Genomic DNA, 22,683 nt, shown 5'->3' with positions numbered 1-22,683 from the left:
GCATCTGATGTCTGCTGTGAAGAGAAGGACGGTCCTGGCCGCCGTCGCCGTCGCCCTGTCCGTGTCCGTGTCCGCGTGCAGCGGGAGCGGCGGCGCGGGCTCCACCGGCGACGCGAAGGACGGCAAGGTCACCCTGCGCTGGTCGACCTGGGGTTCGGCCGAGGACATGGCGGTCTTCAAGGCGTTCACCGACGAGTTCACCAGGAAGTACCCGAACATCACGCTGAAGCTGGAGCCCGTCGCCTCCTACGAGGACTACCACCCCAAGCTGATCACCCAGCTCACCTCCAGGACCGCCCCCGACGTGTTCTACGTCGGTGACGACTACATCGGCAAGCTCGTCGCCGACGGCGTGCTCGCCCCGCTCGACGAGCAACTCGCCGGCCCCCTCAGCAAGAGCAGGCCGACGGACTTCTTCGAGGGCATCTACGGCGGGGCGAAGAAGGGCGGTGTGACGTTCGGCGTCCCGAACGACACCAACCCCGAGGTCCTGTGGTTCGACAAGAAGGCCCTCGCCGCCGCCGGCATCACCGAGGACCCGGCCGCCCTGAACGAGGCCGGCCGGTGGACCATGGCCAAGTACCTGGAGATGAACGCCAAGCTCAAGGACTCCGGCCGGTACGGCTCCATATTCTGGAACTGGTACGGCGCCAACTACAGCCTCGTCAACGGCTTCGGCGGCAAGGTCTGGGACAACGGCACGTTCGTCGCACCGTCCGACCCCAAGGCCCGGCAGGCGCTCAGGACCCTCGCCGACGGTTACCGGGACAAGACCTTCGCCTCCGCGGACCTGCTGCCCGAGGGCAACAGCGCGGCCACCCAGTTCGTCAAGCACAAGGCCGGCTTCTACGCCGGGGGCCGCTGGGTCATCGAGGGCATCGACAAGGGCGGCGACCGCGAGAGCTACGACGTCGTGCCGTTCCCCTCGCAGACCGGGGAACCGACCCCCGGCGCGGTCGCCGCGTCCTACCTGACCCTCAACAAGGACACCAAGCACCCGAAGGAGGCCTTCACCTTCCTGAGCGAGTTCGTCAGCAAGGAGGGCCAGCAGCTGCGGCTCAAGGGCGGCAGCGCCGTGCCGTCGATCAAGGGTGCCGAGAACCTGGTGACCGAGGGGAACTACCCCGCGCACGCCCGGACCTTCCTCGACGTCCGCGACAAGGGCTTCGCCAACTACCCCGACGAGGTCGCCGTCCCCGGCCTGACCAAGGCGATCAACGACCACCTCATGAAGATCTGGGAGGGCAAGGTCGGGTTCGACGAGGGGATGACCCAGCTCCAGAGCCTGGTCGACGGGATGAAGGGCCCGAAGGGTTGAGCGCCGTCTCCCAGGCCGTGGCACGCCGGCGGTCCCGCCCCGCACGGAGCGGCCGCGAGCCGCTCTGGCGGCGCCGGGACCGCCGGTGGGCCGTGGTCTTCCTCGCCCCGCAACTGCTCGGCCTGCTGGTGTTCCTGGTCGGCCCGCTCGGGTTCGCCGTCGTCCTGTCCTTCATGGAGTGGGACGGGCTCGGTGACGCGAGCTGGGTGGGACTGGACAACTTCCGGGCCCAGCTGACCGACCCCGCCTTCGGCCGCGCGGTGTGGAACACCGTCAAGATCGGCCTGATCACCGTGCCGGGCGGCCTCGTCCTGGCCCTCCTGCTCGCCCTGGCCCTGCACGGCGTGCGAGGCCGCACCGCCTACCGGGTCGTCTACTTCCTGCCGGTCGTGACGAGCTCCGTCGCGGTGTCGGTGATCTGGCAGATGATCCTCGGCGGCGGCGCCGACGGCATCCTGAACGGCACCGTGCAGGACGTCTTCGGGATCACCCTGCCGGACTGGCTGGCCGACCCGACCTGGGTGGTGCCCGCCATCGCGGTCGTCACGATCTGGTCGTCCCTCGGCCTCAACGTCGTGATCTTCCTCGCCGGACTCGCCACCATCCCGACGAACCTGCTCGAAGCCGCCCGGATCGACGGCGCCGGCCCCTGGCAGACCCTGCGCTCGGTCACCCTGCCGATGCTCTCACCCACGGTCTTCTTCACCGTGGTGGTCTCGGTGATCAGCTCCTTCCAGGCCTTCGACCTGATCTACGTCCTCGTCAACCCCGACCACAACGAGGGCGCCCAGACCATCGTCTACAAGGTCTACCAACAGGGCTTCCGCGAGTTCCACTTCGGCCTCTCCAGCGCCGCGGCCCTGATCCTGCTGCTCCTGACACTCCTCGTCACGGCGGTCCAGTTCAAGGCGCAGAAGCGCTTCGTCCACTACGAGTCGTGAGGCCGCCATGAGCAACCGCAGACGGATCCTCCTGCACACCGGCCTCACCGCCGGCGGCCTGGTCATGCTGTTCCCGTTCATCTGGATGATGCTGACCTCCTTCAAGGGCGCCACCCAGATGATCAACGACCCGCTCGCCTGGCTCCCCGGGCCGTGGCGCCCGCAGAACTACCCGGACGTCCTGGGCGAGGTGCCGCTCGGGCGCGCCTACTGGAACAGCATGTACATCGCGGCCGTCACCGTCGTCGCGACCCTGCTGACCGGGGCGATGGCGGCCTACGCCTTCGCCCGGATACCGTTCCGCGGCTCGGGGCCGCTGTTCGGCCTCTTCCTCGCGACCCAGATGGTCCCCGCCCAGGTCACGATCGTGCCGCTCTACATCATGCTCGCCAAGCTCCAACTCATCGACTCGCACCTGGCGCTGATCCTGCCGGCCGTCGCCAACCCGTTCGCGGTGTTCCTGCTGCGCCAGTTCATCCGGGCCGTCCCGGTCGAGCTGGAGGACGCGGCGCGGATCGACGGCGCGAGCCGGTGGACGATCTTCTGGCGGATCATCCTGCCCAACATCAGGCCCGGCCTGTGGACCCTCGGCATCATCGTCTTCCTGGCCAGCTGGAACAGCTACTTCTTCCCGCTGGTGTTCCTGAACACGCCGGACCTGTTCACCATCCCCCTGCTGCTCGACTCCTTCCACTCCCAGCGGGGCGGCGTCGACTACGGACTGACCGCCGCCCTGTCGGCGATGACCGTGGTGCCGATGCTGATCGCGTTCCTGGTCGGGCAGCGCAAGATCCTCAACAGCATGGCCTCCTCGGGCCTGGGAGGACGCTGATGCTCACGCTGGACCTCGTGGAGCGGCCGTTCACCGAACGCGGCTCGCGCCTGCTCGTCACCGCCCACCCGGACGGCCTCCGGATCGCCCGCGCCGCGTACGAGACCCCGCTCGCCCGCACCACCGAGCTGTCCGCCCTGGTCGTCCGCGACCCCGCGGGGAAGGACCTCGCCGTCGTCTCCGCGACGCCCACCGAGGTGGTGTTTGCCGGCGGGGTGTCGCTGCTGTTCGCCGACCCCGCCACGCTGGTGATCGCCGGACACCGCGCCCGGGCCTCCTGGCGGCGGCCCGACGGGACGGAGCACACCCTCGCCCTGGCGGGCTGCCACGTCCTCGTCGGCCCGCCCGGCCGGTGGTCGGAAGCGGCCGTGCGCGCCGCGTCCGAGGCCCGCTGGGACGCGTGGTTCGCCCGGATGCCGCCCGTCCCGGAGGACCTGGCGGAACGCGCCCGGACGGCCTGGTGGACCCTGGCCGTCAACCTGCTGCCGATCGCCGGCCGCGAAGGACTCGTCCCCTCCAAGTACGGCTACGTGGGCGTCTGGAACTGGGACGCCCTCTTCCACGCCGTCGGCCTGCGCCACGCCTCGCCCGCCCTCGCCCGCGACCAGATCCTCCTGGTCCTCGACCACCAGCTCCCCGACGGACGCCTCCCGGACGTCGTCCACGACCACGGCGTCCTCGCCGAGACCACCGACCTCCCCCGGTCGGACCACGCCCGCCTGAGCGAACACGTCGGCCGGGCCAACGGCGCCCTGCCCTCCGCGGATCCGGTCCCGGTCACCAAACCGCCGCTGGCCGCCTGGGCCGTGCGGAAGCTCCACCGGAGCCACCCGGACGTCCCGTTCCTCGCCTCCGTCTACCCCCGGCTCGTGCGCGCGCACGACTGGTGGTTCACCGCCTCCGACCCGGACGGCGACGGGCTGCCCGAATACCTGCACCCCTACTCGTCCGGCCTCGACGACAGCCCCGTCTGGGACTACGGCCCCCGCGCCGAACCCCCCGACCTCAACTCCTACCTGATCCACGAGGCCGACTGCCTGGCGGACATCGCCGACGCCCTCGGCCGGCCCGGGGACGCCGCCCGGTGGCGCACGCGGGCCGCCGCCCACACCGACCTGCTGGTCGCACGCCGCTGGGACGGCACCCGCTTCCGCACCCTCGCCGACGGTGCGGACGTCCCCGCCCGGACCGTCCTCGACCTGATGCCGCTGTTCACCGGCCGCCTGCCCGCCGAGATCGCCGCCCACCTGGAGCGGACCCTCCGCTCGGCCGCCTTCTGGGGGGAACGCCCCGTCCCGACGGTCGCGTTCGACGATCCCGCCTTCGACCCGGACGCGATGTGGCGCGGCCCCGTCTGGCTGAACGTCAACTACCTCCTCGTCGAGGGCCTGCGCCGCTCGGGCTTCGCCGAGACCGCCGACGAGCTCCGAAGCCGCACCCTGGCGATGGTCGCGGGCGCCGGCGGCCTCTACGAGTACTGGAACCCCCTGACCGGTGCCCGCGGCAGGCGCGCGACCTCCGGCTTCGGCTGGTCCGCGGCCCTCTTCGTCGACCTCGCCACCGACCGGCAGCACCTGCGGACCGGCCCGGACCGGCCGCACCCCTGAACCGGGGCGGCCGTCCCGTCAGGACCTCCCGGAGCGCGACCGGGCGGTCAGCCGCTGCTTCCAGCCCTTCGGGGGAGGCCACGGGACGCCCCAGGCCGCGAGCTGGCTGCGACGCCACCCGCCGGCCGGCGTCCGGGCCGCCTCGATCTCCTCGGGCGTCGGGCACACCGGCTCGCCGGGACCGGCGGGCGCCGGGTCGTCCTGCCCCGGAAGCGTCTCCTGACGGGGCCCGGGGACGGCCGCCGGACCGGGGTCCGGTTCCGGTTCCTCTACCGGGCCCGGAACGGAAACGGGCGCGGGCACGAGGTCCGGACCGGGCAGGGGCGTCGGCGTGGGCGCGAGCTCCGGGACGGCGACGGGAACCGGTGCGGGCGCGGCCCGGCCGGCGGAGAGCCGGAACGGCCGGGTGCGCCACTCCCACCCGTGACGCAGGGCCAGGGCCGCGATGTCCAGCGAACCCGGGCGCTGCGCACCCGCTGCGGTCAGCACGTGCGGCCATCCCAGCACCGTGCCCTCCGCCAGCAGCGGGCCGATGGCTTCGGCAAGACGCGGGTCCGCCGGGTGGTTCTCCACCAGCGAGCGGGTGCGGTACCCGTCGGTGACCAGCAGGCCCCAGCCGTGGTCGCGGCACAACGCCTCAAGGGCACGGTACTTGGCGACGTTGACGGCGGTGGCCATCTCGAAGACCGGCTTGACCTCGACGAGGACGCAGCGCCCGTCGGTGGTGGCGACGAGCAGGTCGGGGAAGTACGTGCGCGCCCGCCCGTCGAACTCGTAGCCGACGGCGAGGGGTTGCTCCTGGTAGTACGCGACCTGCGAGGCGAAGGAGAGGAGCTGGATCACCTGGAGCTCGGTCTCCGACTCGTACGCCACCGCGCGGCCGAGCTTGGGGCACTCCCACGACCCGGAGCGGGGATCCTCGTCGTCCGCCTCGCGCAGCGCCTCCAGCTCCGCGCGCGGGGGAGCGCTCCCGCCCGTACCGGCCCACCGGACGTCGGCCTCCAGACGGCTCCACCGCGCGGTGGCCCGCTCGGTACGGCCCTGCCGCGCGGCCTCGCGGCGGGCCGCGCCGTGGCGCAGGGTGCGGATCGTCATGGCCTGGGCCGCGAGGTTGTCCGCCGGAAGCCTGCCGGCCCCGGCGAGGGTGGCGAGCAGGGCGACCGCCCGGCGCGGCGGGACGGACGGCAGCAGCACCCGCGCCAGGTCGAGGAGGCGTTCGGCGTCGGGCGGTCCGTCCTCGCCGTCGGTCGGGGTCCCGTCGGGGCGGCCGAGCTCGGACAGCAGGCTCCGGAACCTGCGGGCCGCGGGCGTGGTGGCGCGGGCCAGCGCGCTCACGGCCTTCTGTTGCAGCTGGCGGATGCGTTCGCGGGACAGGCCGAAGGCGTCGGCGACCGTCTCCAGCGTCTGTGCTTCGTGGTCGCCCACGCCGAGCCGGAGGGTCATGATCCGGCGGTGGCGCTCGCGGGGGAGCTCGTCGACGGCCGCCGCCAGGAGTTCCCGCAGCGCCATCGCGGTGTCGTCGTCGTGCCCGGCGACGGCGCTCCAGGGCGGGGCCGGCGCGGTGGCGCCCGGGCACCGGCACTCCAGCGCCCAGTCCTCCAGGAGCAGTTGCCGGGTGTCCTGCCACAGCCGTCGGCCGGTGTCCCGGCGGACGGCCGGGTCCGCGGCCGCCAGCGTGCCGACCACGGGGCGGGCGAGGAAGGCCGTCTGCCGATCGGGACGCAGCTCGTGCCCGGTCAGGTGCTGCCACTCGGCGAGAACGTCGGCGGCGCGGGGGTCCGGCGCGGCCGGTGTTCGGCGGGCGGCGCGACCACCGGCGCGACCACCGGTGCGTTCGGCGGTGCGTTCGGCGGTGTGATCGGCCGCGCGGACCGGGCCCGCATGGGTCCGCAGCCACTGCAGTAGTTCCTCGTCACCGGCGTCGGTGAGCGGCACGAAGCGGCTCAGACGCGCGCGAATGCCGCCGACGGTACGGCCGTGCCGGGCGGCGAGGTCCTCCAGGGACTCTCCCCGGCCCGCCGCCTCCAGCAGCCGTTCGTCCTCGTCCTCGGTCCAGGCCAGACCGGCTCTCGAACCGGATGCCTTGCTCTCCATGGTCCCCCCACGGTCCGTCACATCACTGGAGTGTCCTCGTGCACCACGACGAGGAGGCGGCAGCCCGGGTTCGCCCCGGACCGGGTGCCAGACGTCACACCGGCTCCCCGGTGCGGCCGGGTCGGGCTCCGCAGGCGGGCAGGGCGTGGACGCCTGACGCGCCGTCCGCCGTCCACCGGCCGCCGTTCACGGGGCTTCGGGCCGGTCGCGGTCCCGGTCCCGGTCCTGGGTTCCGGACCGGCGCGGACGCCGGTGGCGGTGCGGCCACAGGGCCAGTCCGACACCCCAGGCGGCGGCGAACAGGCCGAGCAGGGCGATGGGGCGGGACCACTCGCCCGCCGCCGTCGGCGCGAACGCCACCGGCAGCACCAGGCACGACGACGCCACCGCGACCAGGGCGCGGGCCGGTGCGAGGACCCGGCCGTGCGGGCCGAGGACGTCGAGCAGCAGCAGGTGGCCGACGAGCAGCACGGTGACGGCCAGGGCCCGCCAGAACGGCGGCTCGCCCAGTGCGGCGAGCAGGACGCACCCGGTGGCGAGCACCGTGGTGCGGGCCTCCGTGAGGCGGGCGGCCCAGGTGAGCGGTCGGGCCGCCGGGGCCTCGGGAGGAACGGCGGCCCAGAGGGCGAGGGCGGTGGCCGCCACCGGGGCGGCGGGACCGAACCGGTCGGCCGCGCCACCGAGCGCGGCGGCCAGGGCGAGGGCCGCGCCCGTGCAGCGGGCGGCGGCTCGTTGGAGCCGGGGGGCCCAGGCGGCGAACGGGCCCGGTCGGTCGGCCGTCGCGCTCCCCGTCGCGCTCCCCGTCGCGTCGGCGCCCGGGACCGGGCCGGTCGCGGCGCCGGGCATCGCGTCGGTCGTGGTGTCGGTCGTGGTGTCGGCGGTGGTGTCGGTCGTGAGCGTGGTCCGGGACGCGTTCACCGGGCGGGTCCTCCGATCCTGCGGCGCAGCAGCGGAGCGAGCGCCAGGTCGAGTGCCTCGCCGGGGGTGTGGCGGGCCACGGGGATGCCCCGGCCGCGCAACGCCGAACGCATCGCCTCGCGTTCGGCGTGCCAGAGGCGCAGGGCGAGGGCGTCGACCTCGTCCCCGGGGTCGGTCGCCGGTTCGCCGGACGGGATCTCGACCACGACGAGCGGGTTGCCGCGTTCGCGGACCTGCCCGAGCACGTCGAGGATGCGCTGGTCGGCCAGCGGTGTGAACGCGTACACCAGCGCGTGGCCCGGCAGTGCGGGCAGCGGCAGGCGGGGGAGGGTGGGGCCGCGGTGGCGCCGGTCCTGGCGGACCTCCAGCACGCTCTCCACCATGCGGTAGAACTGGCGGTCCCCGCCGGCCGGGGTGAGCCAGCGCAGCCGGCCGCCGACGGCGATCAGCCCGACGCGGTCGTGCCGCCGCAGGTAGGCGCGGGTGAGGCCGCCGGCCGCCCGCAGCGTCTCGTCCAGGCTGGAGAGGCCGGTGGCCGCGTCGTGGAGGTCGGTGAGGGTGTCCAGCAGGACGACCGCGTCGGCGGCGCGTTCGGCGGCGAACTGGTTGATCTGGATCGCGTCACGGCGGGTGGTGGACGGCCAGTGGATGCGCCGCTGGCGCTCGCCGGGTACGTGCGGGCGCACGCCGACGACCTCGACGCCGGTGCCCTCGTGCGCGGTGATGTGTTCGCCGATCCGCTCGGGCAGGCGGACCGGGATCGGGGTCAGCCGGGAGGCGCTGGGCACCGGGAAGACGTCGACCTCGCCCAGTTCGGCGCGCACGGTGCGGCGGGTGAGTCCTCCGGCGTCGTAGACGTCGAGGTCGACCGCGCCCAGGGTCCAGCGGCCCCAGGCACCGGTCCGGAGGACCAGGTCGATCCCGTCGGCGCCGACGGTGAGGGCTTCCGGGGTGAGGCCGGTGCCGAAGGAGAAGGTCGGGTCGAGCGGGCCGATCCGCCCGTCGTGCCGGAGGGTGATCCGGACGGTGACCTGCTCGCCCTCGAAGCAGCGGCGCGGTTCGGCGGTGGCCTCGGCGGTGAGCTCCGTGGGGCGGGCGGGCCCGGGGGCGGCGAGGGCGAGCAGGACGGCGGGGCCGGCGGCCAGGGCGAGCAGCCAGGGGCGGCCGGTGGCCAGGGCGGCGACGGCTGCGGCGGCGGCCACGGTGAGCAGGCGCAGGGTCCGCTCGCCGGCTCTCCAGTGGGGGGAGGGCGGGGACTTCGGCAGACCGGCCAGGGTGGCCCGGGTGCTGCGGGCCAGTACCCGGAGGCCGGCGGCGTGGGAGGCGGCGGACGCGCGCGCGGTGCCGGTCCGGCCGCCGGCGGGTGGCGCCGCGCTCATCGCGTGCCGCCGGGGGCGGCCACGGCGCCGGGCCCCGGGCCCTCGCCCGGGCCTGCGGCCGCACGCGGCACGGTCTGCGGGGCCGGTACCGAGTCGACCAGCCGGGCCATCACGTCGTCCGCCTCGACCTGGCGCACCCACAGCTCGGGCCGGAGCGTGAGGCGGTGGGCGAGGGCGGGCACGGCGAGCGCCTTGACGTCCTCCGGCGTCAGGTAGTCGCGGCCTTCCAACATCGCTCGGGCGCGGGCCAGTTGGACCAGGGCGAGGCCGCCGCGGGGCGAGGAGCCGACCTGGACCTGCTGGTCACTGCGAGTGGCGTCGACCAGCGCCACCACGTACGCGACGAGGTCGTCGTCCACCTCGACGCGCTCCAGGGCCGCCTGCATGGCGAGCAGCTCGGCCGGGCTGCTGACGGGCTCCAGCACCGGCTCGGGCGTGGCCCGGTCCAGGCGGGCCCGGAGCATGTCCGCCTCCAGCCCGGTGGACAGGTAGCCCATGCGGACGCGCAGCAGGAACCGGTCGAGCTGGGCCTCCGGCAGGGCGTAGGTGCCCTCGTACTCGATCGGGTTGGCGGTGGCGATCACCGTGAAGGGCTGCGGCAGGCGCCGGGTGGCGCCGTCGACGGAGACCTGCCCCTCGGCCATCGCCTCCAGCAGCGCGGCCTGGGTCTTGGGCGGGGTGCGGTTGATCTCGTCGGCCAGCAGGAGCTGGGTGAAGAGCGGGCCGGGCCTGAAGACCATCTCCCCGCTGCGCCGGTCGTAGAACGGGGCGCCGGTGACGTCGGAGGGCAGCAGGTCGGGGGTGAACTGGATCCGGCGGAAGTCCAGGCCGAGGGTGGTCGCGAAGGATCGCGCCAGGAGGGTCTTGCCGAGGCCGGGAAGGTCCTCGATCAGGACGTGACCGCCGGCCAGGACGCCCAGCATGACCAGCTGGAGGGCCTCCGGCTTGCCCACCACCGCCCGGTTGACCTCCTGGAGCACCTCGCGTGCGCGCTCGCCCGCCTGGTGCGGTGTCAGGACGGCCGTCCCGGTGCGGCCGTTCGGGTCGTGCGCGGCGTCCGGGTCGGCGGTGGCCTGGGGAACGGCGGTCATGACTCTCCTGAGAGGCTGATGGGTGCGGTGTCGTGGTGGGGGCGGGTCGGCGGCGCCGCCGCGGGTCCGGGGGGACGGTGCGCCCCGGGGTGTGGCCGTGGCCCGGGACGCCGCGCGGCTACAGGGATTCGAGCCGGTCGACGAGGGCGTGCAGGACCGGTGCGGGGACGGTCGGGGCCGGAGCCGGGGACTCCGGGTCGATCCAGGGCCAGAGCCGGGGCCCGAGCAGCTCGGCGACCCGGTCGCGGTCGGTGGCCAGGGAGAGACCGTGGGCCTCGGAGAGGCGTGCGGCGAACAGCCGTTGGAGGCGCAGGCGCAGCAGCTGGCCGTCCCCCTCCGGGTCCAGCCCCTGGCGGACGGTCCACCGCCAGTCGCCGAGCCCCTGCCCGTAGCTCTCCATCAGCCGGGGCCGGCGGCGCAGGGACACCTCCGCGAAGCCCGCGCCGGCGACGACGCGGGCGGTGACCAGGGCGGCAGCGACCAGTACGACCGCTCCGGCACCGGCCGCGGGGAGGCCGCCGACCAGGGCGAGCAGGATCTCGGCCAGGACCGCCGCCGCGCCCAGCTCGACCAGGCTGTGCCGGATCGAGCCGGGCGTGATCCGCGCGCCCTCCGGTCGTCCTTCCGGTGCCGCCCGCTCGGGCCCGGCGGCGCTCACCGGTGCTCTCCCGGCGCACCGGTCACGCCCGCCCCGGCGGCCGTGACCGGCGTGCCCGGCCCGTTCGGTCCGGTGGGGCCCGAGGGCGCGGCGGCCCGGTTCTCCAGGCCCGCGGCGACGGCGTCGAGGGCCGTCCGCGCGCGCTGCACGTGGGTGTCGTCCATCGGGTGGGTGGAGTAACGGGCCTCGCGGAACAGGGCGGTGAGGGCCCGGGTGTGGAAGGGGTCCACCCCGTCGTGGGAAACGGCACGGTCCAGCAGCTCCGTCGGACTGTCGCAGTCGCGCCGGGACACCCCGGAGACCGCCAGCGAGCCCTCCATCGCCGCGTAACAGGCGATCACGGCGGCCCGGGCGTCGTCGCCGACCAGGGCGCGCCGTCCGGTGACCAGGGCGAGGGCCAGGACGTCCCCGGGCCGTGGCGGTGCCGCGGGCAGCGGGGCCCCCGGTCGCGGCCGGCGGGAGAACCGCAGCCGGCCGAACCTCCGGGCGACGGCGACCACGAGCGCGGCCAGCAGGACGAGGACCAGAATGCCCCCGAGCAGGGCCAGCACGCCGCCGTGCAGAGCGTCGTCCTGTGCGGCCTCCACCGCGGGATCCCCGGGCGGCATCGTGGTCGTCGGCATCACCTGGGGCAGGTCGCGAGCGACCGGCTCCGGCCTCGCGCGGACGTGGAGGACCATCATCAGCACCGGCACCGCGAGGACGAGGGCGGTCAGCAGCGTGACGGCACACGCCCGCAGTCGCTCGGCCCAGGGCGTCGGCCCGGTGAGGTGACGGACCTCCTCGCGCAGACGCGAGGTGTAGCGCCCGACGAGGACCACCCAGCCGAGCGCGAGCAGCACCACCCACCCGATGGTGCCCACCGGTCCGGTGGCGGCCGTGCCGAGCAGCCCGCCGTCCGGCCGGAGCGCGGCTGCCGCGAGCAGCAGACCGGCCACGACCAGGACGACCCCGGACACCTGCCCGGTGCCCGGCCGTGCCGTGTCGACCTGCCCCGATCGGCGCGCGTTCCGCGCCGCATCGTCGTTCATGCGGATACCCCCGTGCCCCCGTGGCGCGAACCGATGCACGCCGGGTGCAGCTTCGCATACCACCTGTCGTACTGTCACGAGTCCTGGCGGTCGGGCCGTCCGTCGCCTTCGGGCGGTGGCTTCGTGCCACTCAACTTGCGTGCAGGTCAAGGTGGTTGCGGCCGTCGACAGTCACCCCCGGGCCGATCCGCAGACCGTCCGCCGGTCCCGTGGCACGTCCACCGGCCCGCGTCCGGCGTCGGGCCGGCGCCCCCGGGCGTGTCACCCGGCCGCCGGCGTCGCCCTTCGCGCCCGGCCGCGCGCCCACGCCCGCGCGACCGCTCCCACCAGGCCCAGTCGCGGTCCGGTCGGTGACCGGGTGCGGACCCGTCCGGTTCAGGTCCCCGCGGTCTCGTCCGGGTGGAGGCCGTCGAGGATCACGGCGAGGCCGAAGGCGAACTCGTCGGCGTAGTCGTAGCCGGGTTTGAGGACGTGTTCGGTGGCCAGCTCGGCGAGGTGGGGGTAGGCGTCGGCGGGCATCTCGCGCAGGATGGTCTCCGCCACCTCGTCCAGCTCCGCCGCGCCCTTGAACGGCAGGCTCAGCTCCTGGAGCACGAAGCCGTACAGGTAGCTGTCGACCAGCGAGACGGCGTGCGCGGCCATGGCGACGGAGAAGCCTCCGGCGCGCAGCGCCCCGATGACGGCGTCGTGGTGGCGCAGGGTCGCCGGTCCGGGCCGTGAGCGGGAGTCCATGAGGCCGATGGCCCACGGGTGGCGCAGCAGGGCGGCGCGGGCGGAGAGCACGCGGTGGCGCGTGGCACTCCTCCAGTCCGTGTCGCGCGGCGGCAGGTCGATCTCGGCGAACACCGCGTCCACCATCCCGTCGAGGATGTCCTCCCGGCCGGTCACGTGGTGGTAGAGCGACATCGCCTCGACCCCCAGCGGTTGGGCGATGGCCCGCATGCTGAGCGCGGCCGACCCCTTCTCGTCCGCCACCTCCACCGCCGTGCGGATCACCCGCTCGCGGCTGAGCGGGGTGTGTGCCGCCGCCCCGCGCCGGCCCTTGCCTGCCTCGGGCATCCGCCTCTTCCTTCCGCTCCCATTGACTGCCTTACAGCATAAGGCTAACGTGCCTTACACCATAAGGTCACCATGCCGGCGAAGGGGCTGCGCCATGGGCACGGATCGTGTGATGAAGGTCTGCATCGTCGGGGCTTCGGGGAAGCTCGGGCAGTACATGGTCAGGCACGCGCTGGACCGCGGCTACGAGGTGGTCGGCGTGTGCCGGGAGCGCAGCGTGCCGAAGCTGGCCGCGTTCGAAGGGCGGATGACCGTCGTCCCCGGAGCGACGAACGACCCCGAGGTGATCCGGAGGGCCGTCGCCGGGTGCGACGGGGTGTTGACCGTGCTCGTGCCCTGGGGCGTGCAGCAGTACGCGTCGGGCACTGCGCAGGCGGTCCTCGACCACGCACGGCCGGGTGCGCGCCTGGTCTTCTCGTGCGGGTGGCACATCACCCGGGACGGCAAGGACCGGTACTCGTGGCTGTTCACCACCGCCCTCCGGATCGTCGCCGTGCTGGGCAAGCTCGTCCGCGCCGTGGAGATCGACGACCAGGTGGAGGCGTGCCGGAGGGTCTTCGCCAGCGACACCCGGTGGACCGTGGTGCGCGGCAGCGACCTGGAGGAGGGCGAGAGCCAGGGCCTGCCGGTGTGGAGCCGGCACGTGGGCGACCCGGTCCTGGCCGGCAACCTGACGCGACGGGTGGACTTCGCGCTGTTCATGGTGGAGGCGCTCACCGACGACGCGCTCGTCCACGAGGCCCCGGCGATCGTCGGCCGCCTGACCCCCGCCGCCCTCGCCCACACCGCCGCCCCGGACGGCCCCGGCTAGGCCGGCCTGGGCGATCGACCGTGGGAGGCGGTGGTGCCGGACCGCCTCCCGAGGTGCTTTCGACGGCCTGCGGGGCGGTCGTCTAGCATGCCGGGTCATGGCGATGTTCGTGCACCTGACCTCGGCGGCGAACGTGCCGCGCATCCGGCGGTCCGGGATCCGTGCCGTGAGCCACGGGCAGGGCGGTGCTCGCGGGGTGTACTGCTTTCCGGTGCTGCCGTCGTACACCCTGACGCACCAGTGGCTGCGTGAGCTGGCGCGATTCGGCAGCCAGGGCGGGATGGTGGCCGTCCACCTGCGTCTCGATGACGCCCAGCAGGTGCTGGTGGGGCGCTACGCCGACCAGGCGAAGCCGGCCCTCTCCGCGGCGGAGGCGGTGCGGCGGATCGCCGGGGTGGCGGATCCCCGCGGGTGGGAGGTGTTCGTGCCCCGGGCGATCCGTCCGCGCGAAGTGCACAGGGTCCGCACCCCGCCGCAGGTCGCGGGCTGGCGCTACGTGCCCGGCGCCCACGGTTCGCGCCCGTGCACCTGCCGAGGGTGCCGGGTGCGGGGCGAGTACGGCGGGCGGCGCCTGCGTGAGCGGTTGCCGCACCCGCTGGACGGCCCGCCCCCGCCGGTCGGGGTGCTGCTGGACCGGATCGCGGAAGCCGGTGACCCCGGGGACCCGGCCGCGCTCCGTGACGCGCTGTACTGGCTCGGGATGCGCCGGCGCGGCCCGCTCGACCGTCTCGCCCACCTCGCCGCCCACCCCGACCCCACGGTGCGGGGGGACTTGGTGTGGGCCGTCGGCCGATGGTCCACGCCCGGGGTCGGCGAACTGCTGGACAGCCTCGTCGACGACCCGCACCCGGACGTGCGGCGAGCGGTCGAGGACGCCCGTGCACCGAAGTGATCACTGACCCTTCGGAGCCGACCGTCGAGGGGTCCGACGCAGGTCGCCCGAAGCGGCGCCGGGGCCGCATCGGGGCCGCTTCGGGCGACCGCACTTGCTGACGAATTGTCAGCAAGTGCGGTCCAGCTCCTTGACGGTGCGCGGACACGGTCCTACAACGTAGTCAGCTCGCCGTGACGTCCCCGACTGTCCGGCGAGCGTCGGACGTCCGCCTTCTCGCGCCCTCACCGAGACGAGGCTTTCCCATGCGTACTCGCACCTTTCCGGCCCTGGTGGCCGTCGCCGCGGCGCTGACCGCCGGTGCCGCCCCCGCCTCCGCCGCGTTCGCCGCCTCCCGCACGGCCGCCGAGGTGTCCGTGCTGACCACCGGCGGCGCCGGCGGGCCGGCCGTCGCCGTGGGCGACGTCCTGGTCGCCCCGCTCGCCGCAGGCTCCAGGGCCACCTTCTCCTCGACCGCCGACGGCTCCACCGGGGTCAGCTGCGGCGTCTCGCCGTTCACCGCACGGGTGCTCGGCAACCCCGCCGCGCCGGGCACCGCGACGGAGTCCCTGACCGGGCTGACCTTCGGCTCGTGCACGGCCAACGTCACCGGCGTCACGTCGGTCAGGAGCCTCACGGTCGGCAACCTCGCGTACCACGTGGCGGTCGGCGGCGGCGCCGGCCTCCCGGTCGTCCTCACCCCCGGGGCGGCGGGACCGATCCAGGCCTCGGCCGTCCTGAACTCCTGGTTCGGCACCCTCACCTGCACCTACCAGCTCAGCGGCGCCTTCACCGGAACCGCGGACAACGCGACCCACAGCCTGGCCTTCCGCAACGAGCGCTTCGTCAAGAGCGGCGGGTCGGGCCTCTGTCCCGGCGAGGGGTACTTCTCCGCCACCTACGGGCCGCTGGTCGACACCAGCCGGGCCGGCAGCCCGCCGGTCCACGTGAACTGAGTTCCGGCCCCCGCCCCGAAACAGCCCCCGCCCCGACGGCCCCCGCCCGGACAGCCGCTCGCCCGGACCGGCGGGGGCCGTCCGGGCGGCGGTCCACGTTCTCCCGGATCCGGCGGGCATGAAAGTCCTGAGGGCGGTTAGACGGGTGGTGTCGACCGCTGCCAACGGAGGGAAACTCGCCGTGACCGACATATCCCGCCTGCCCGGGGCGTCCGAGCACCACTGGAACTGGCAGCTCCGCAGTGCCTGCCGTTCCGCCGACACCAGGCTGTTCTTCCACCCCGTCAACGAGCGGGGATCCTCCGCCGAGCAGCGCGAGCAGGCCGCCAAGTCCGTCTGCGCCCGCTGCCCCGTCCGCATCGAGTGCCGGCGCTACGCCCTGGCCGCCCGTGAACCGTACGGGGTGTGGGGCGGGCTCTCCGCGGAGGAGCGCCGGTCGGTCCTGCGGGACCCCGGCGTGCAGGCGCGGACCTGACCGGTCGTCGGACCCGCGGCACCACGGCCTCCGTTCCGGACGCGGCCGAGAGAGAACGCTGGTCCCGGGCGGAGTCGGCCCCGGACCGGAGAGGAGCACCACGCCATGACCACGAACCCTTCGCCCCCGCCGGGGACACCGCCGCACCCGGAACCGCCCGAGCCGATCCGGCCGCCCCTTCCGCCCGACCCTCCCCGGCCCCCGGGCAGTCCCGTGCCCCCGCCGGAACCGCCCCGCCCGGCGCGGCCCCGTCCTGTGCCCGATCCGGGGCACCCCGGCCCCGGTGAGCCGCCGGACTGACCCGTCACCCGTGCCGCCTCCGGTGGCCGCGCGGTTCGGCGCGCCGCTTCCGCAGGCCGGGGCCTGCCCGCCGGCCCGGCCCGACGCCGGGTCGCGGGGCGCGCCGGAGCGGGCGAGAGCTCAGCCCATGCTCTTCGCGCCGTCCAGGGCCTCGCGGATGATGTCGGCGTGGCCCGAGTGCTGCGCGGTCTCGGCCACGATGTGCAGCAGGACCCGGCGGGCCGACCACCGCACGTCGCCCTCGAACCAGGGGGCCTTGGGGAGCGGGTGCGAGGCGTCCAGGTCGGGGAGCACGGCGACCAGCTCGTCCGTCCGGCGGGCGACCTCGGCGTAGTCGGCCAGCGCACCGGCCAGCGTCTCCCCGGGCAGCAGCTTGAACTCGTTCTCGCGCCGGGTCCAGTCGGCCTCGGTCATGGCGGTGAAGTCCGGCATCGCGGACGGGCCCGACAGGATGAAGTCCACCCAGCCCCGCTCGACCGCCGCGACGTGCTTGACCAGCCCGCCCAGGCAGAGCTCGCTCACGGTGGTGCGCCGCCCGGCCTGTTCGTCGGTCAGGCCCTGGGTGGTGAGGCGCAGGAACCCCCGCTGCTGGCCGAGCATGTCCAGCAGGTCGGCCCGCTCGCCGGTGGCGACCGGTGCGGCCTCCGTGGTGGTGGCCCGGTCGAGGGTCGTGATGTCGTTCATGGTCTCCGCCTTCGTCGGTAGTGCGTTCCGTCGACAGGAACCACCGTAGGAGCCGTGTAGGTCAGATCGTGTCCGCGACTGTCCTCCGTTGCTGCTCCGGAGCCAGGTACCGGCGGCCGGCTATCTGTTCGAAGATCAGGTTGGTCCGGGTCTGTGCCACCGCCGGATGCGTCGTCAGGTTGTCCACGACGAAGTCGCGCAGGCCCTCCGGGCCGGCGACCCCCACGTGGAGCAGGTAGTCGTCGGACCCGGCCATGTGGAAGACCGCGAGGACGCCGGGCAGGTCGGGGGCGGTGCTGCGGAAGCTCTCGTTCTGCTCCCGGGTGTGCGCCCGGAGCCGGACCGAGATCATCGCCTGGAGCGGGAGACCGATCGCCGCCGGGTCGACGTCCGCGCGGAACCCGCGGATGATCCCGCGCTCCTGCAGTGCGCGCACCCGGGCCAGGCAGGTCGAGGGCGCGACGCCGACCGCCTCGGCCAGGGCGTTGTTCGGCATCCGGGCGTTGTCGGCCAGGGCGCGGATGATGGTCCGGTCGATGTCGTCGACGGGCGTCCTGCGGGCCTGCTGATTGTTCGGCACGGCGCACAGAATCCCAGCAGATTCCGACGATTCGCAAGGATTCCCGCACCGGAACCGAATCTTCTTCGGGAGATCTTCCACCCGGCGCGTGGAAGTTCCATTCTGTCGGCGAGCCGCGAACGCCGTTTCGCCGCTCGGCCGATCCCCGTCCGCGGACCGGCCGACCGATGACCCGGGAGTGCCGCGCCCATGAGCCCGACCGCCACCTTCGCCGCCGCGACCGCCGCCGACCCCGGTCCGGAGCTGGACGGCCGGGACTTCGCGCTCCCCGAGAGCGGGCTGGACGACGCCCGGCGCGTGCGCGCCCTGGACACCGTCGACGCCTACCTGTCGCGCAAGCGCCGGCACCTGGTCGGCTACCAGGCCACCCAGGACATGCAGGGCTGCGCGCTCGACCTGGCCCGGTTCATGCCGAACAACATCAACAACCTCGGCGACCCGTTCCGGAGCGGCGGCTACAAGCCGAACACCAAGGTCGTCGAGCGCGCCGTACTCGACTACTACGCGACGCTGTGGAACGCCCGGCGCCCGCACGACCCCGCGGACCCCGAGTCGTACTGGGGCTACATGCTCTCCATGGGGTCGACCGAGGGCAACATGTACGCGCTCTGGAACGCCCGCGACTACCTGAGCGGTAAGGCGCTGATCCAGGCACCGGCCGCCCCCCTCGACGCGCTGCGGTACGTCCGGGCGACGCCCGACCGGCACAACCCGAACGCGCACCGACCGGTCGCGTTCTACTCCGAGGACACCCACTACTCCTTCGCCAAGGCCGTCCAGGTGCTGGGCGTCGAGACCTTCCACGCCGTCGGCCTGGAGCGGTACCCGGACGAGAGCCCGCTGGCCGATCCGGTCACCGGCCGCCGCGCCTGGCCCACCGAGGTGCCCTCCCGCCCCGGCCCGTCCGGCCTGTCCTGGGACGGCCCGGGCGAGATCGACGTCGACGCCCTCGCGGCGCTGGTCGAGTTCTTCGCCGCCAAGGGGCACCCGGTCTTCGTCGGCCTGAACCTCGGCAGCACCTTCAAGGGCGCCCACGACGACGTCCGGGGGGTCTGCGAGCGCCTGCTGCCGATCTTCGAGCGCCACGGCCTGGTCCGGCGCGAGGTGGTGTACGGCACCGACCCGCGGACCGGCGAGCCGCTGTCCGACGTGCGCCGAGGCTTCTGGATCCACGTCGACGGCGCCCTGGGCGCCGGCTACGCGCCGTTCCTGCGGCTCGCCGCCCAGGACCCGGCGGCGTACGGCTGGTCGCCCGAGGCCGCGACACCGGAGTTCGACTTCGGACTCACCCTGCCCACCGAGCGGTCCGGCGACGTCGACATGGTCTCCTCGATCGCCATGAGCGGCCACAAGTGGCCCGGTGCGCCGTGGCCGTGCGGGATCTACATGACGAAGGTGAAGTACCAGATCTCGCCGCCGTCCCAGCCCGACTACATCGGCGCACCGGACACCACCTTCGCCGGTTCGCGCAACGGGTTCTCCCCGCTCGTGCTCTGGGACCACCTGTCCCGGCACTCCTACCGGGACCAGGTGGACCGGATCCGCTCGGCCCAGGAACTGGCCGGCTACCTGGAGTCCCGCCTGCTGGAACTGGAGCGGCGCACCGGCGTCGCGCTCTGGCCGGCCCGCACGCCGGGCGCCGTCACCGTGCGGTTCCGGCGGCCCGGGCCCGAGCTGGTGGCCAAGTGGTCGCTCTCCTCCCAGGACGTCCTGACGGTCCCGGGCGACGAGACCACCCGGCGCAGCTACGTGCACGTCTTCCTGATGCCCTCGGTCGACCGCGCCAAGCTGGACGCCCTGCTCGCCGACCTCGCCGGGGACCCCACCTTCCTGGCCGGCCCGCCGGCCCCGGGCGGCCCCGCGGGCGTGTAGCGGGGCCCCCGCCCGGGCATGGCGGGCGAGCACCGGCCCGGGCGGGAGGACGCCGGGCGGAACTTTTCGTTATCGCGGCGGTCGTCGGGCGGTCTCCTGTGCTGTGGTGACCGCCCCTGCCACGCGCACCTGCCCACCCGGGCGCCCCCCGGCGTGCCCGTACGCGAAGGACCTGCCGATGCCCGCCTCCGTCCGTTCGCTCTCCCGCGGCTGGGCACTGGCCTCCTGCGTGCCCGTGCTGCTCTTCCTCGGACTCGTCGCCTGCGCGTCGTCCGCCCCTCCGCCGGTCCCCCCGGCCGGCGCGTCGTCCCCCCTCGCCGGGCACGGGGGCCGGGCGGCGGCGGACCACGGCGCGACGGCGATGCCCGCTGCCCCCGCAGGGCCCGCGACCGACGCGTCCCCCGTCGTCCCGGACGTGCCCGACGGCCTCACCGCCGAGCGCGACGGCTACCGCCTGGACGCGCACCTCACCGAGCTGCCCGCCGGCCGGGCGGTGGCCTACCCGTTCACCCTCACCGGCCCGGACGGCCGGACGGTCACCGAGTTCGTCGAGCACCAGACCAGGAAGCTGCACTTCTACGCGATCCGCAGCGACCTCACGGGCTTCCAGCACCTGCACCCGGTGATGGCCCCCGACGGCACCTGGACCGCCGACCTGGCCGCCCTCGGCCCGGGTGGCTGGCGGATGTACGCCTCGTTCCTCCCGGACGCCCGGTCGCGGCGGGGCAGCGAGATCGTGCTCAGCCGTACCGTCACCGTGCCGGGCGAGGCCGTCCCGGTGCGGCTGCCGGCCCCGGCCGGCACCACCACGGTCGACGGCTACACGGTGGCCCTCCGGAGCGAGCCGACGGCCGGCGCCCACCGGCTCACCGCCACCGTCAGCCGGGACGGCCGACCCGTCGACGCCCTCCAGCCCTATCTGGGCAGCTACGCCCACCTCACCGCCTTCCACGAGGGAGACCGGGCGCTGGCCCACCTCCACCCGACGGACCGGGTCGACGGCGACCACGGCGGGCCGGACCTGACCTTCTACGCGATGTTCGGCAGGCCCGGGAACTGGCGGGTGTTCCTGCAGTTCCAGACCGAGGGACGGCTGCACACGGCGGAACTCACCCTCGGCGTCGGCTGACGGCCGGGGCCGGGAGCCGGTGGCGCGATCAGGGGCCCGCGCCCGTTCAGCCGGCCGGCCGGGTGGCGCGCAGGACGCCGATCTTGTCGATCCGGTGCTCGGGGTTGCCGTTGGCGTCCCGCCAGCGGTTGCCCGCGGCGTTGTCCTCCGGCGTGGCGCAGGTCGAGACGGTGACCATCGGCTGGACTGCCGCCTCGCCGGGACGCCCCGGAACGGCCGCGCGCTGCTCGGCCAGGGAACGCGGGGAGCGGAACGACGTGGCCCTGGTGCCCGTGATCACGTACTCGTACGCGGTGCCGTCCAGGGTGACCAGCACGACGTCGCCGTCGCGCACCGCGGGGAGGTCCCGCAGCGGGCTCCCCGCGGAGAGCCGGTGCGCCGTGACCAGGTAGTTGCCCACCTGGCCCGGGCCGACGCCGCCCTGCTCGCCGTAGGGGCTGGCCGCCACCCCGCCGTTCTGGATCCGGGTCCCCGGCGCGTCGTCCGTGGTGCCCTCGTAGGGCACCACCTTCAGCCCCGCCAGTCCGATGGCGGGGATGGCGAGGACGGCCGTGCCGGTGCGGGCGCCGGTGTCGCCGGGAGCGGACGGCGCGGCGGTGGCCGACGGCGCGGTGGTGGCAGCCGGCGCGGTGGGGGTGGCAGCCGGGGCCGAGGAGCCGGTGACCGAGGGGTCGGCGCCGGACGCGGAGGAGCTCGTGGAGGCGCCGGGCGGGCTCGCGGGGGACGACACCGCGGTCGGCGGGTCGGCCGTTCCGGCGCCGGCCCCTCCGCCCGCGCAGCCCGCGAGAAGGGCGAGGACCGCTCCGGCGAGCGCGGAGGCGACGAGCTGGGGTGCGGGCACGGTGATCCTGGGGAGTCCGGGGGTGGTTCGTGGGCCGCCATGGTGCCTCACCGGCGACGCCCGGCGGCGGGGCGGAGGACGGGCGGAGGCGAAACGTTCGTCTCTCGTTATCTTGACCGCCCCTGCGTCGGTCCGCGCATCAGGGCCCGGGGTGCCCCGCCACCGCCCCGCGCGCCCCGGCCGCGCGCCCCGTGCTGCGCGCCACCGCCCCGCGCGCGCGACCGTCGCCGTGCGTGCCGCCGCCGGGCCCGCCGACGGTCAGCGGTCCGGACCGAGGACCACGTCGGCGATCAGACGCGCCACCGCGTGCGGCTGCTCCACCATCACCAGGTGCCCGCTGTCCGGGACCACCTCCAGGGTCACGGACGGGCAGGCCTCCAGCGCGGCGTGCTCGGCGTCGGTCAGGCCCACCTCGTCGCGGTCGCCGCGCACCACCCACGCCCGGGCACCGGAGCCGCACAGCCTGGGCACCAGCGAACCGTGCCGGTCCAGGTACGCGAAGTACTCGGCCATCGCCCGGCGGCAGAACGGCGCGGAGTTCTTCCTCAGATCGGCGAGCAGCGCCGGCCTGCGCCGCTCGGGGATGCTGTCCGCGAGTGCCTTCGGCGCCAGCCACAGCATCGCCGGCCAGGCCGCGGCCCCGAGACCGGGCACGCGTCCGATCGCCGTCGCTACCGCCAGCGCCCTGGACTCGTCCGGCCGCGAGAACGTCGGGGACAGCAGCACCACCGGGCCGGAGAAGTGCCCGCCGCCGACCATCTCGATGGCGATGTTCGCGCCGATGCTGTGACCGACCACGACCGTGCAGCCGTGCTCGGCGGCGAAGGCACCGGTGATCGCCGCGTAGTGCTCCATCGACACGTCCGCGGGCGCGACCGTCCCGGCGTGGCCCGGGACGGTCGCCGCCACCAGGCGGATCGGTGCGTCGGCGAGCGGCGGCGCGGCCGTCATGTCCTCGTAGAAGGCCGTACTGCACAGCCCGCCGGGCAGCAGCAGGACCCGGTGCGGGGCGTCGGCCGGGCCCGCCTCCCGAACGTCCCACGTGTGGAATGGCGCGGCACTGCTCACGGCTGGACCCTCCGTCTCGTTCGACCCCCTCGGAAGTCTCCCGCGCCGCCGCCCGCCGGTCGGTGACCCGGGGCCGGGCGCGGCATGTCGGACCGCGGCCGCCGTGTCCGCGGCGCGGTCGGCCGTTGCGCCCGCCCGGTCGGCGTGCCGGTGCGACCGCTGGCGGCC

Annotated in this window: 21 protein-coding genes; 10 read left to right on the top strand and 11 right to left on the bottom strand. The window is 74.7% G+C overall.

Features of this window, described 5'->3' with window-relative positions; translation table 11 throughout:
• Positions 1-7 precede the first annotated feature (7 nt).
• The 4 genes from ACFWOG_RS21970 to ACFWOG_RS21955 are packed head-to-tail and all read left to right on the top strand — an operon-like array spanning position 8 to position 4,698.
• Positions 8-1,318 carry an ABC transporter substrate-binding protein gene (locus ACFWOG_RS21970; protein ID WP_380360444.1) on the top strand — a complete coding sequence of 437 codons (1,311 nt, stop codon included), beginning with the start codon at positions 8-10 and terminating at the stop codon, positions 1,316-1,318.
• Complete coding sequence (locus ACFWOG_RS21965; RefSeq protein WP_329951247.1) at positions 1,315-2,259, top strand: sugar ABC transporter permease; 945 nt, start codon at positions 1,315-1,317, stop codon at positions 2,257-2,259. The genes ACFWOG_RS21970 and ACFWOG_RS21965 overlap by 4 nt, the downstream gene beginning before the upstream one ends.
• 7 nt (positions 2,260-2,266) lie before the next feature.
• The gene (locus ACFWOG_RS21960; RefSeq protein ID WP_329876545.1) at positions 2,267-3,091 is read left to right on the top strand and encodes a carbohydrate ABC transporter permease; all 825 of its coding nucleotides are present in this window, start codon (positions 2,267-2,269) and stop codon (positions 3,089-3,091) included.
• Positions 3,091-4,698, top strand: a complete 1,608-nt coding sequence (locus ACFWOG_RS21955) for an amylo-alpha-1,6-glucosidase (protein WP_380360442.1) — start codon at positions 3,091-3,093, stop codon at positions 4,696-4,698. The genes ACFWOG_RS21960 and ACFWOG_RS21955 overlap by 1 nt, the downstream gene beginning before the upstream one ends.
• An 18-nt stretch (positions 4,699-4,716) precedes the next feature.
• On the opposite strand, the gene ACFWOG_RS21950 is transcribed toward ACFWOG_RS21955, so the two are convergent.
• The 7 genes from ACFWOG_RS21950 to ACFWOG_RS21920 all read right to left on the bottom strand — a co-directional run bounded on the left by ACFWOG_RS21950 (position 4,717) and on the right by ACFWOG_RS21920 (position 12,928).
• Positions 4,717-6,792 (bottom strand): TnsA endonuclease N-terminal domain-containing protein, encoded by a 2,076-nt coding sequence (locus tag ACFWOG_RS21950; RefSeq protein ID WP_380360441.1) that lies wholly within the window; start codon positions 6,790-6,792, stop codon positions 4,717-4,719.
• A gap of 186 nt (positions 6,793-6,978) precedes the next feature.
• Positions 6,979-7,710 (bottom strand): hypothetical protein, encoded by a 732-nt coding sequence (locus ACFWOG_RS21945; RefSeq protein ID WP_380360439.1) that lies wholly within the window; start codon positions 7,708-7,710, stop codon positions 6,979-6,981.
• Entirely contained in the window at positions 7,707-9,089 is a 1,383-nt protein-coding gene (locus tag ACFWOG_RS21940) for a DUF58 domain-containing protein (protein WP_380360437.1), read from the bottom strand. Before ACFWOG_RS21940 ends, ACFWOG_RS21945 begins: the two co-directional genes overlap by 4 nt.
• Positions 9,086-10,180, bottom strand: coding sequence for a MoxR family ATPase (locus ACFWOG_RS21935; RefSeq protein WP_329951252.1), 1,095 nt, complete (start codon positions 10,178-10,180; stop codon positions 9,086-9,088). Before ACFWOG_RS21935 ends, ACFWOG_RS21940 begins: the two co-directional genes overlap by 4 nt.
• Before the next feature lie 118 nt (positions 10,181-10,298).
• Positions 10,299-10,838: a hypothetical protein gene (locus ACFWOG_RS21930; RefSeq protein WP_380360435.1), complete on the bottom strand. Its 540-nt coding sequence runs from the start codon at positions 10,836-10,838 to the stop codon at positions 10,299-10,301.
• The gene (locus tag ACFWOG_RS21925) at positions 10,835-11,869 is read right to left on the bottom strand and encodes a DUF4129 domain-containing protein (RefSeq protein ID WP_380360433.1); all 1,035 of its coding nucleotides are present in this window, start codon (positions 11,867-11,869) and stop codon (positions 10,835-10,837) included. The genes ACFWOG_RS21930 and ACFWOG_RS21925 overlap by 4 nt, the downstream gene beginning before the upstream one ends.
• 375 nt (positions 11,870-12,244) lie before the next feature.
• Positions 12,245-12,928, bottom strand: a complete 684-nt coding sequence (locus tag ACFWOG_RS21920; protein WP_380360431.1) for a TetR/AcrR family transcriptional regulator — start codon at positions 12,926-12,928, stop codon at positions 12,245-12,247.
• A 94-nt stretch (positions 12,929-13,022) separates the two neighbouring features.
• On the opposite strand from ACFWOG_RS21920, the gene ACFWOG_RS21915 reads away from it, so the two are divergent.
• The 4 genes from ACFWOG_RS21915 to ACFWOG_RS21900 all read left to right on the top strand — a co-directional run bounded on the left by ACFWOG_RS21915 (position 13,023) and on the right by ACFWOG_RS21900 (position 16,041).
• On the top strand, positions 13,023-13,739 hold the full coding sequence (locus tag ACFWOG_RS21915; RefSeq protein ID WP_380360429.1) for an NAD(P)-dependent oxidoreductase: 717 nt from the start codon (positions 13,023-13,025) through the stop codon (positions 13,737-13,739).
• A gap of 97 nt (positions 13,740-13,836) precedes the next feature.
• On the top strand, positions 13,837-14,631 hold the full coding sequence (locus ACFWOG_RS21910; protein ID WP_380360427.1) for a HEAT repeat domain-containing protein: 795 nt from the start codon (positions 13,837-13,839) through the stop codon (positions 14,629-14,631).
• Between the two features lie 245 nt (positions 14,632-14,876).
• On the top strand, positions 14,877-15,566 hold the full coding sequence (locus ACFWOG_RS21905; protein WP_380360426.1) for a Tat pathway signal sequence domain protein: 690 nt from the start codon (positions 14,877-14,879) through the stop codon (positions 15,564-15,566).
• A gap of 181 nt (positions 15,567-15,747) precedes the next feature.
• On the top strand, positions 15,748-16,041 hold the full coding sequence (locus ACFWOG_RS21900) for a WhiB family transcriptional regulator (protein ID WP_329876569.1): 294 nt from the start codon (positions 15,748-15,750) through the stop codon (positions 16,039-16,041).
• Positions 16,042-16,461: 420 nt separating this feature from the next.
• Here ACFWOG_RS21900 and ACFWOG_RS21895 read toward each other — a convergent pair whose 3' ends face one another.
• Both ACFWOG_RS21895 and ACFWOG_RS21890 read right to left on the bottom strand, forming a co-directional pair.
• On the bottom strand, positions 16,462-17,025 hold the full coding sequence (locus ACFWOG_RS21895) for a DinB family protein (protein ID WP_355407405.1): 564 nt from the start codon (positions 17,023-17,025) through the stop codon (positions 16,462-16,464).
• 61 nt (positions 17,026-17,086) lie between these two features.
• Positions 17,087-17,605, bottom strand: coding sequence for an Lrp/AsnC family transcriptional regulator (locus ACFWOG_RS21890; protein WP_380360423.1), 519 nt, complete (start codon positions 17,603-17,605; stop codon positions 17,087-17,089).
• 189 nt (positions 17,606-17,794) lie between these two features.
• Here ACFWOG_RS21890 and ACFWOG_RS21885 point away from each other — a divergent pair, with 189 nt between their 5' ends.
• Together ACFWOG_RS21885 and ACFWOG_RS21880 are read left to right on the top strand one after the other, a co-directional pair.
• Positions 17,795-19,477: a histidine decarboxylase gene (locus ACFWOG_RS21885; protein WP_380360421.1), complete on the top strand. Its 1,683-nt coding sequence runs from the start codon at positions 17,795-17,797 to the stop codon at positions 19,475-19,477.
• A gap of 178 nt (positions 19,478-19,655) precedes the next feature.
• A complete protein-coding gene (locus ACFWOG_RS21880) occupies positions 19,656-20,606 on the top strand; it encodes a hypothetical protein (RefSeq protein WP_329951260.1) in 951 nt (316 codons plus the stop codon).
• Positions 20,607-20,652: 46 nt separating this feature from the next.
• On the opposite strand, the gene ACFWOG_RS21875 is transcribed toward ACFWOG_RS21880, so the two are convergent.
• Positions 20,653-21,447: a sortase domain-bontaining protein gene (locus ACFWOG_RS21875; protein ID WP_380360419.1), complete on the bottom strand. Its 795-nt coding sequence runs from the start codon at positions 21,445-21,447 to the stop codon at positions 20,653-20,655.
• A gap of 258 nt (positions 21,448-21,705) precedes the next feature.
• Positions 21,706-22,515: an alpha/beta hydrolase gene (locus ACFWOG_RS21870; protein WP_329876582.1), complete on the bottom strand. Its 810-nt coding sequence runs from the start codon at positions 22,513-22,515 to the stop codon at positions 21,706-21,708.
• Positions 22,516-22,683 lie beyond the last annotated feature (168 nt).

It is taken from the genome of Kitasatospora sp. NPDC058406 (assembly GCF_042722765.1).
In the GTDB taxonomy this organism is placed as follows: Bacteria; Actinomycetota; Actinomycetes; order Streptomycetales; family Streptomycetaceae; genus Kitasatospora.
Note: the sequence above shows the minus strand (reverse complement) of the source record. Positions and strands in the feature narration are given on the sequence as shown.

Bases quoted from the DNA above. Each gene is read 5' to 3' on its own strand.
- ACFWOG_RS21970 (WP_380360444.1), top strand. From the start codon at position 8: ATGTCTGCTGTGAAGAGAAGGACGGTCCTGGCCGCCGTCGCCGTCGCC.
- ACFWOG_RS21960 (WP_329876545.1), top strand. From the start codon at position 2,267: ATGAGCAACCGCAGACGGATCCTCCTGCACACCGGCCTCACCGCCGGC.
- ACFWOG_RS21955 (WP_380360442.1), top strand. From the start codon at position 3,091: ATGCTCACGCTGGACCTCGTGGAGCGGCCGTTCACCGAACGCGGCTCG.
- ACFWOG_RS21950 (WP_380360441.1), bottom strand. From the start codon at position 6,792: ATGGAGAGCAAGGCATCCGGTTCGAGAGCCGGTCTGGCCTGGACCGAG.
- ACFWOG_RS21940 (WP_380360437.1), bottom strand. From the start codon at position 9,089: ATGAGCGCGGCGCCACCCGCCGGCGGCCGGACCGGCACCGCGCGCGCG.
- ACFWOG_RS21935 (WP_329951252.1), bottom strand. From the start codon at position 10,180: ATGACCGCCGTTCCCCAGGCCACCGCCGACCCGGACGCCGCGCACGAC.
- ACFWOG_RS21925 (WP_380360433.1), bottom strand. From the start codon at position 11,869: ATGAACGACGATGCGGCGCGGAACGCGCGCCGATCGGGGCAGGTCGAC.
- ACFWOG_RS21920 (WP_380360431.1), bottom strand. From the start codon at position 12,928: ATGCCCGAGGCAGGCAAGGGCCGGCGCGGGGCGGCGGCACACACCCCG.
- ACFWOG_RS21915 (WP_380360429.1), top strand. From the start codon at position 13,023: ATGGGCACGGATCGTGTGATGAAGGTCTGCATCGTCGGGGCTTCGGGG.
- ACFWOG_RS21910 (WP_380360427.1), top strand. From the start codon at position 13,837: ATGGCGATGTTCGTGCACCTGACCTCGGCGGCGAACGTGCCGCGCATC.
- ACFWOG_RS21905 (WP_380360426.1), top strand. From the start codon at position 14,877: ATGCGTACTCGCACCTTTCCGGCCCTGGTGGCCGTCGCCGCGGCGCTG.
- ACFWOG_RS21895 (WP_355407405.1), bottom strand. From the start codon at position 17,025: ATGAACGACATCACGACCCTCGACCGGGCCACCACCACGGAGGCCGCA.
- ACFWOG_RS21885 (WP_380360421.1), top strand. From the start codon at position 17,795: ATGAGCCCGACCGCCACCTTCGCCGCCGCGACCGCCGCCGACCCCGGT.
- ACFWOG_RS21880 (WP_329951260.1), top strand. From the start codon at position 19,656: ATGCCCGCCTCCGTCCGTTCGCTCTCCCGCGGCTGGGCACTGGCCTCC.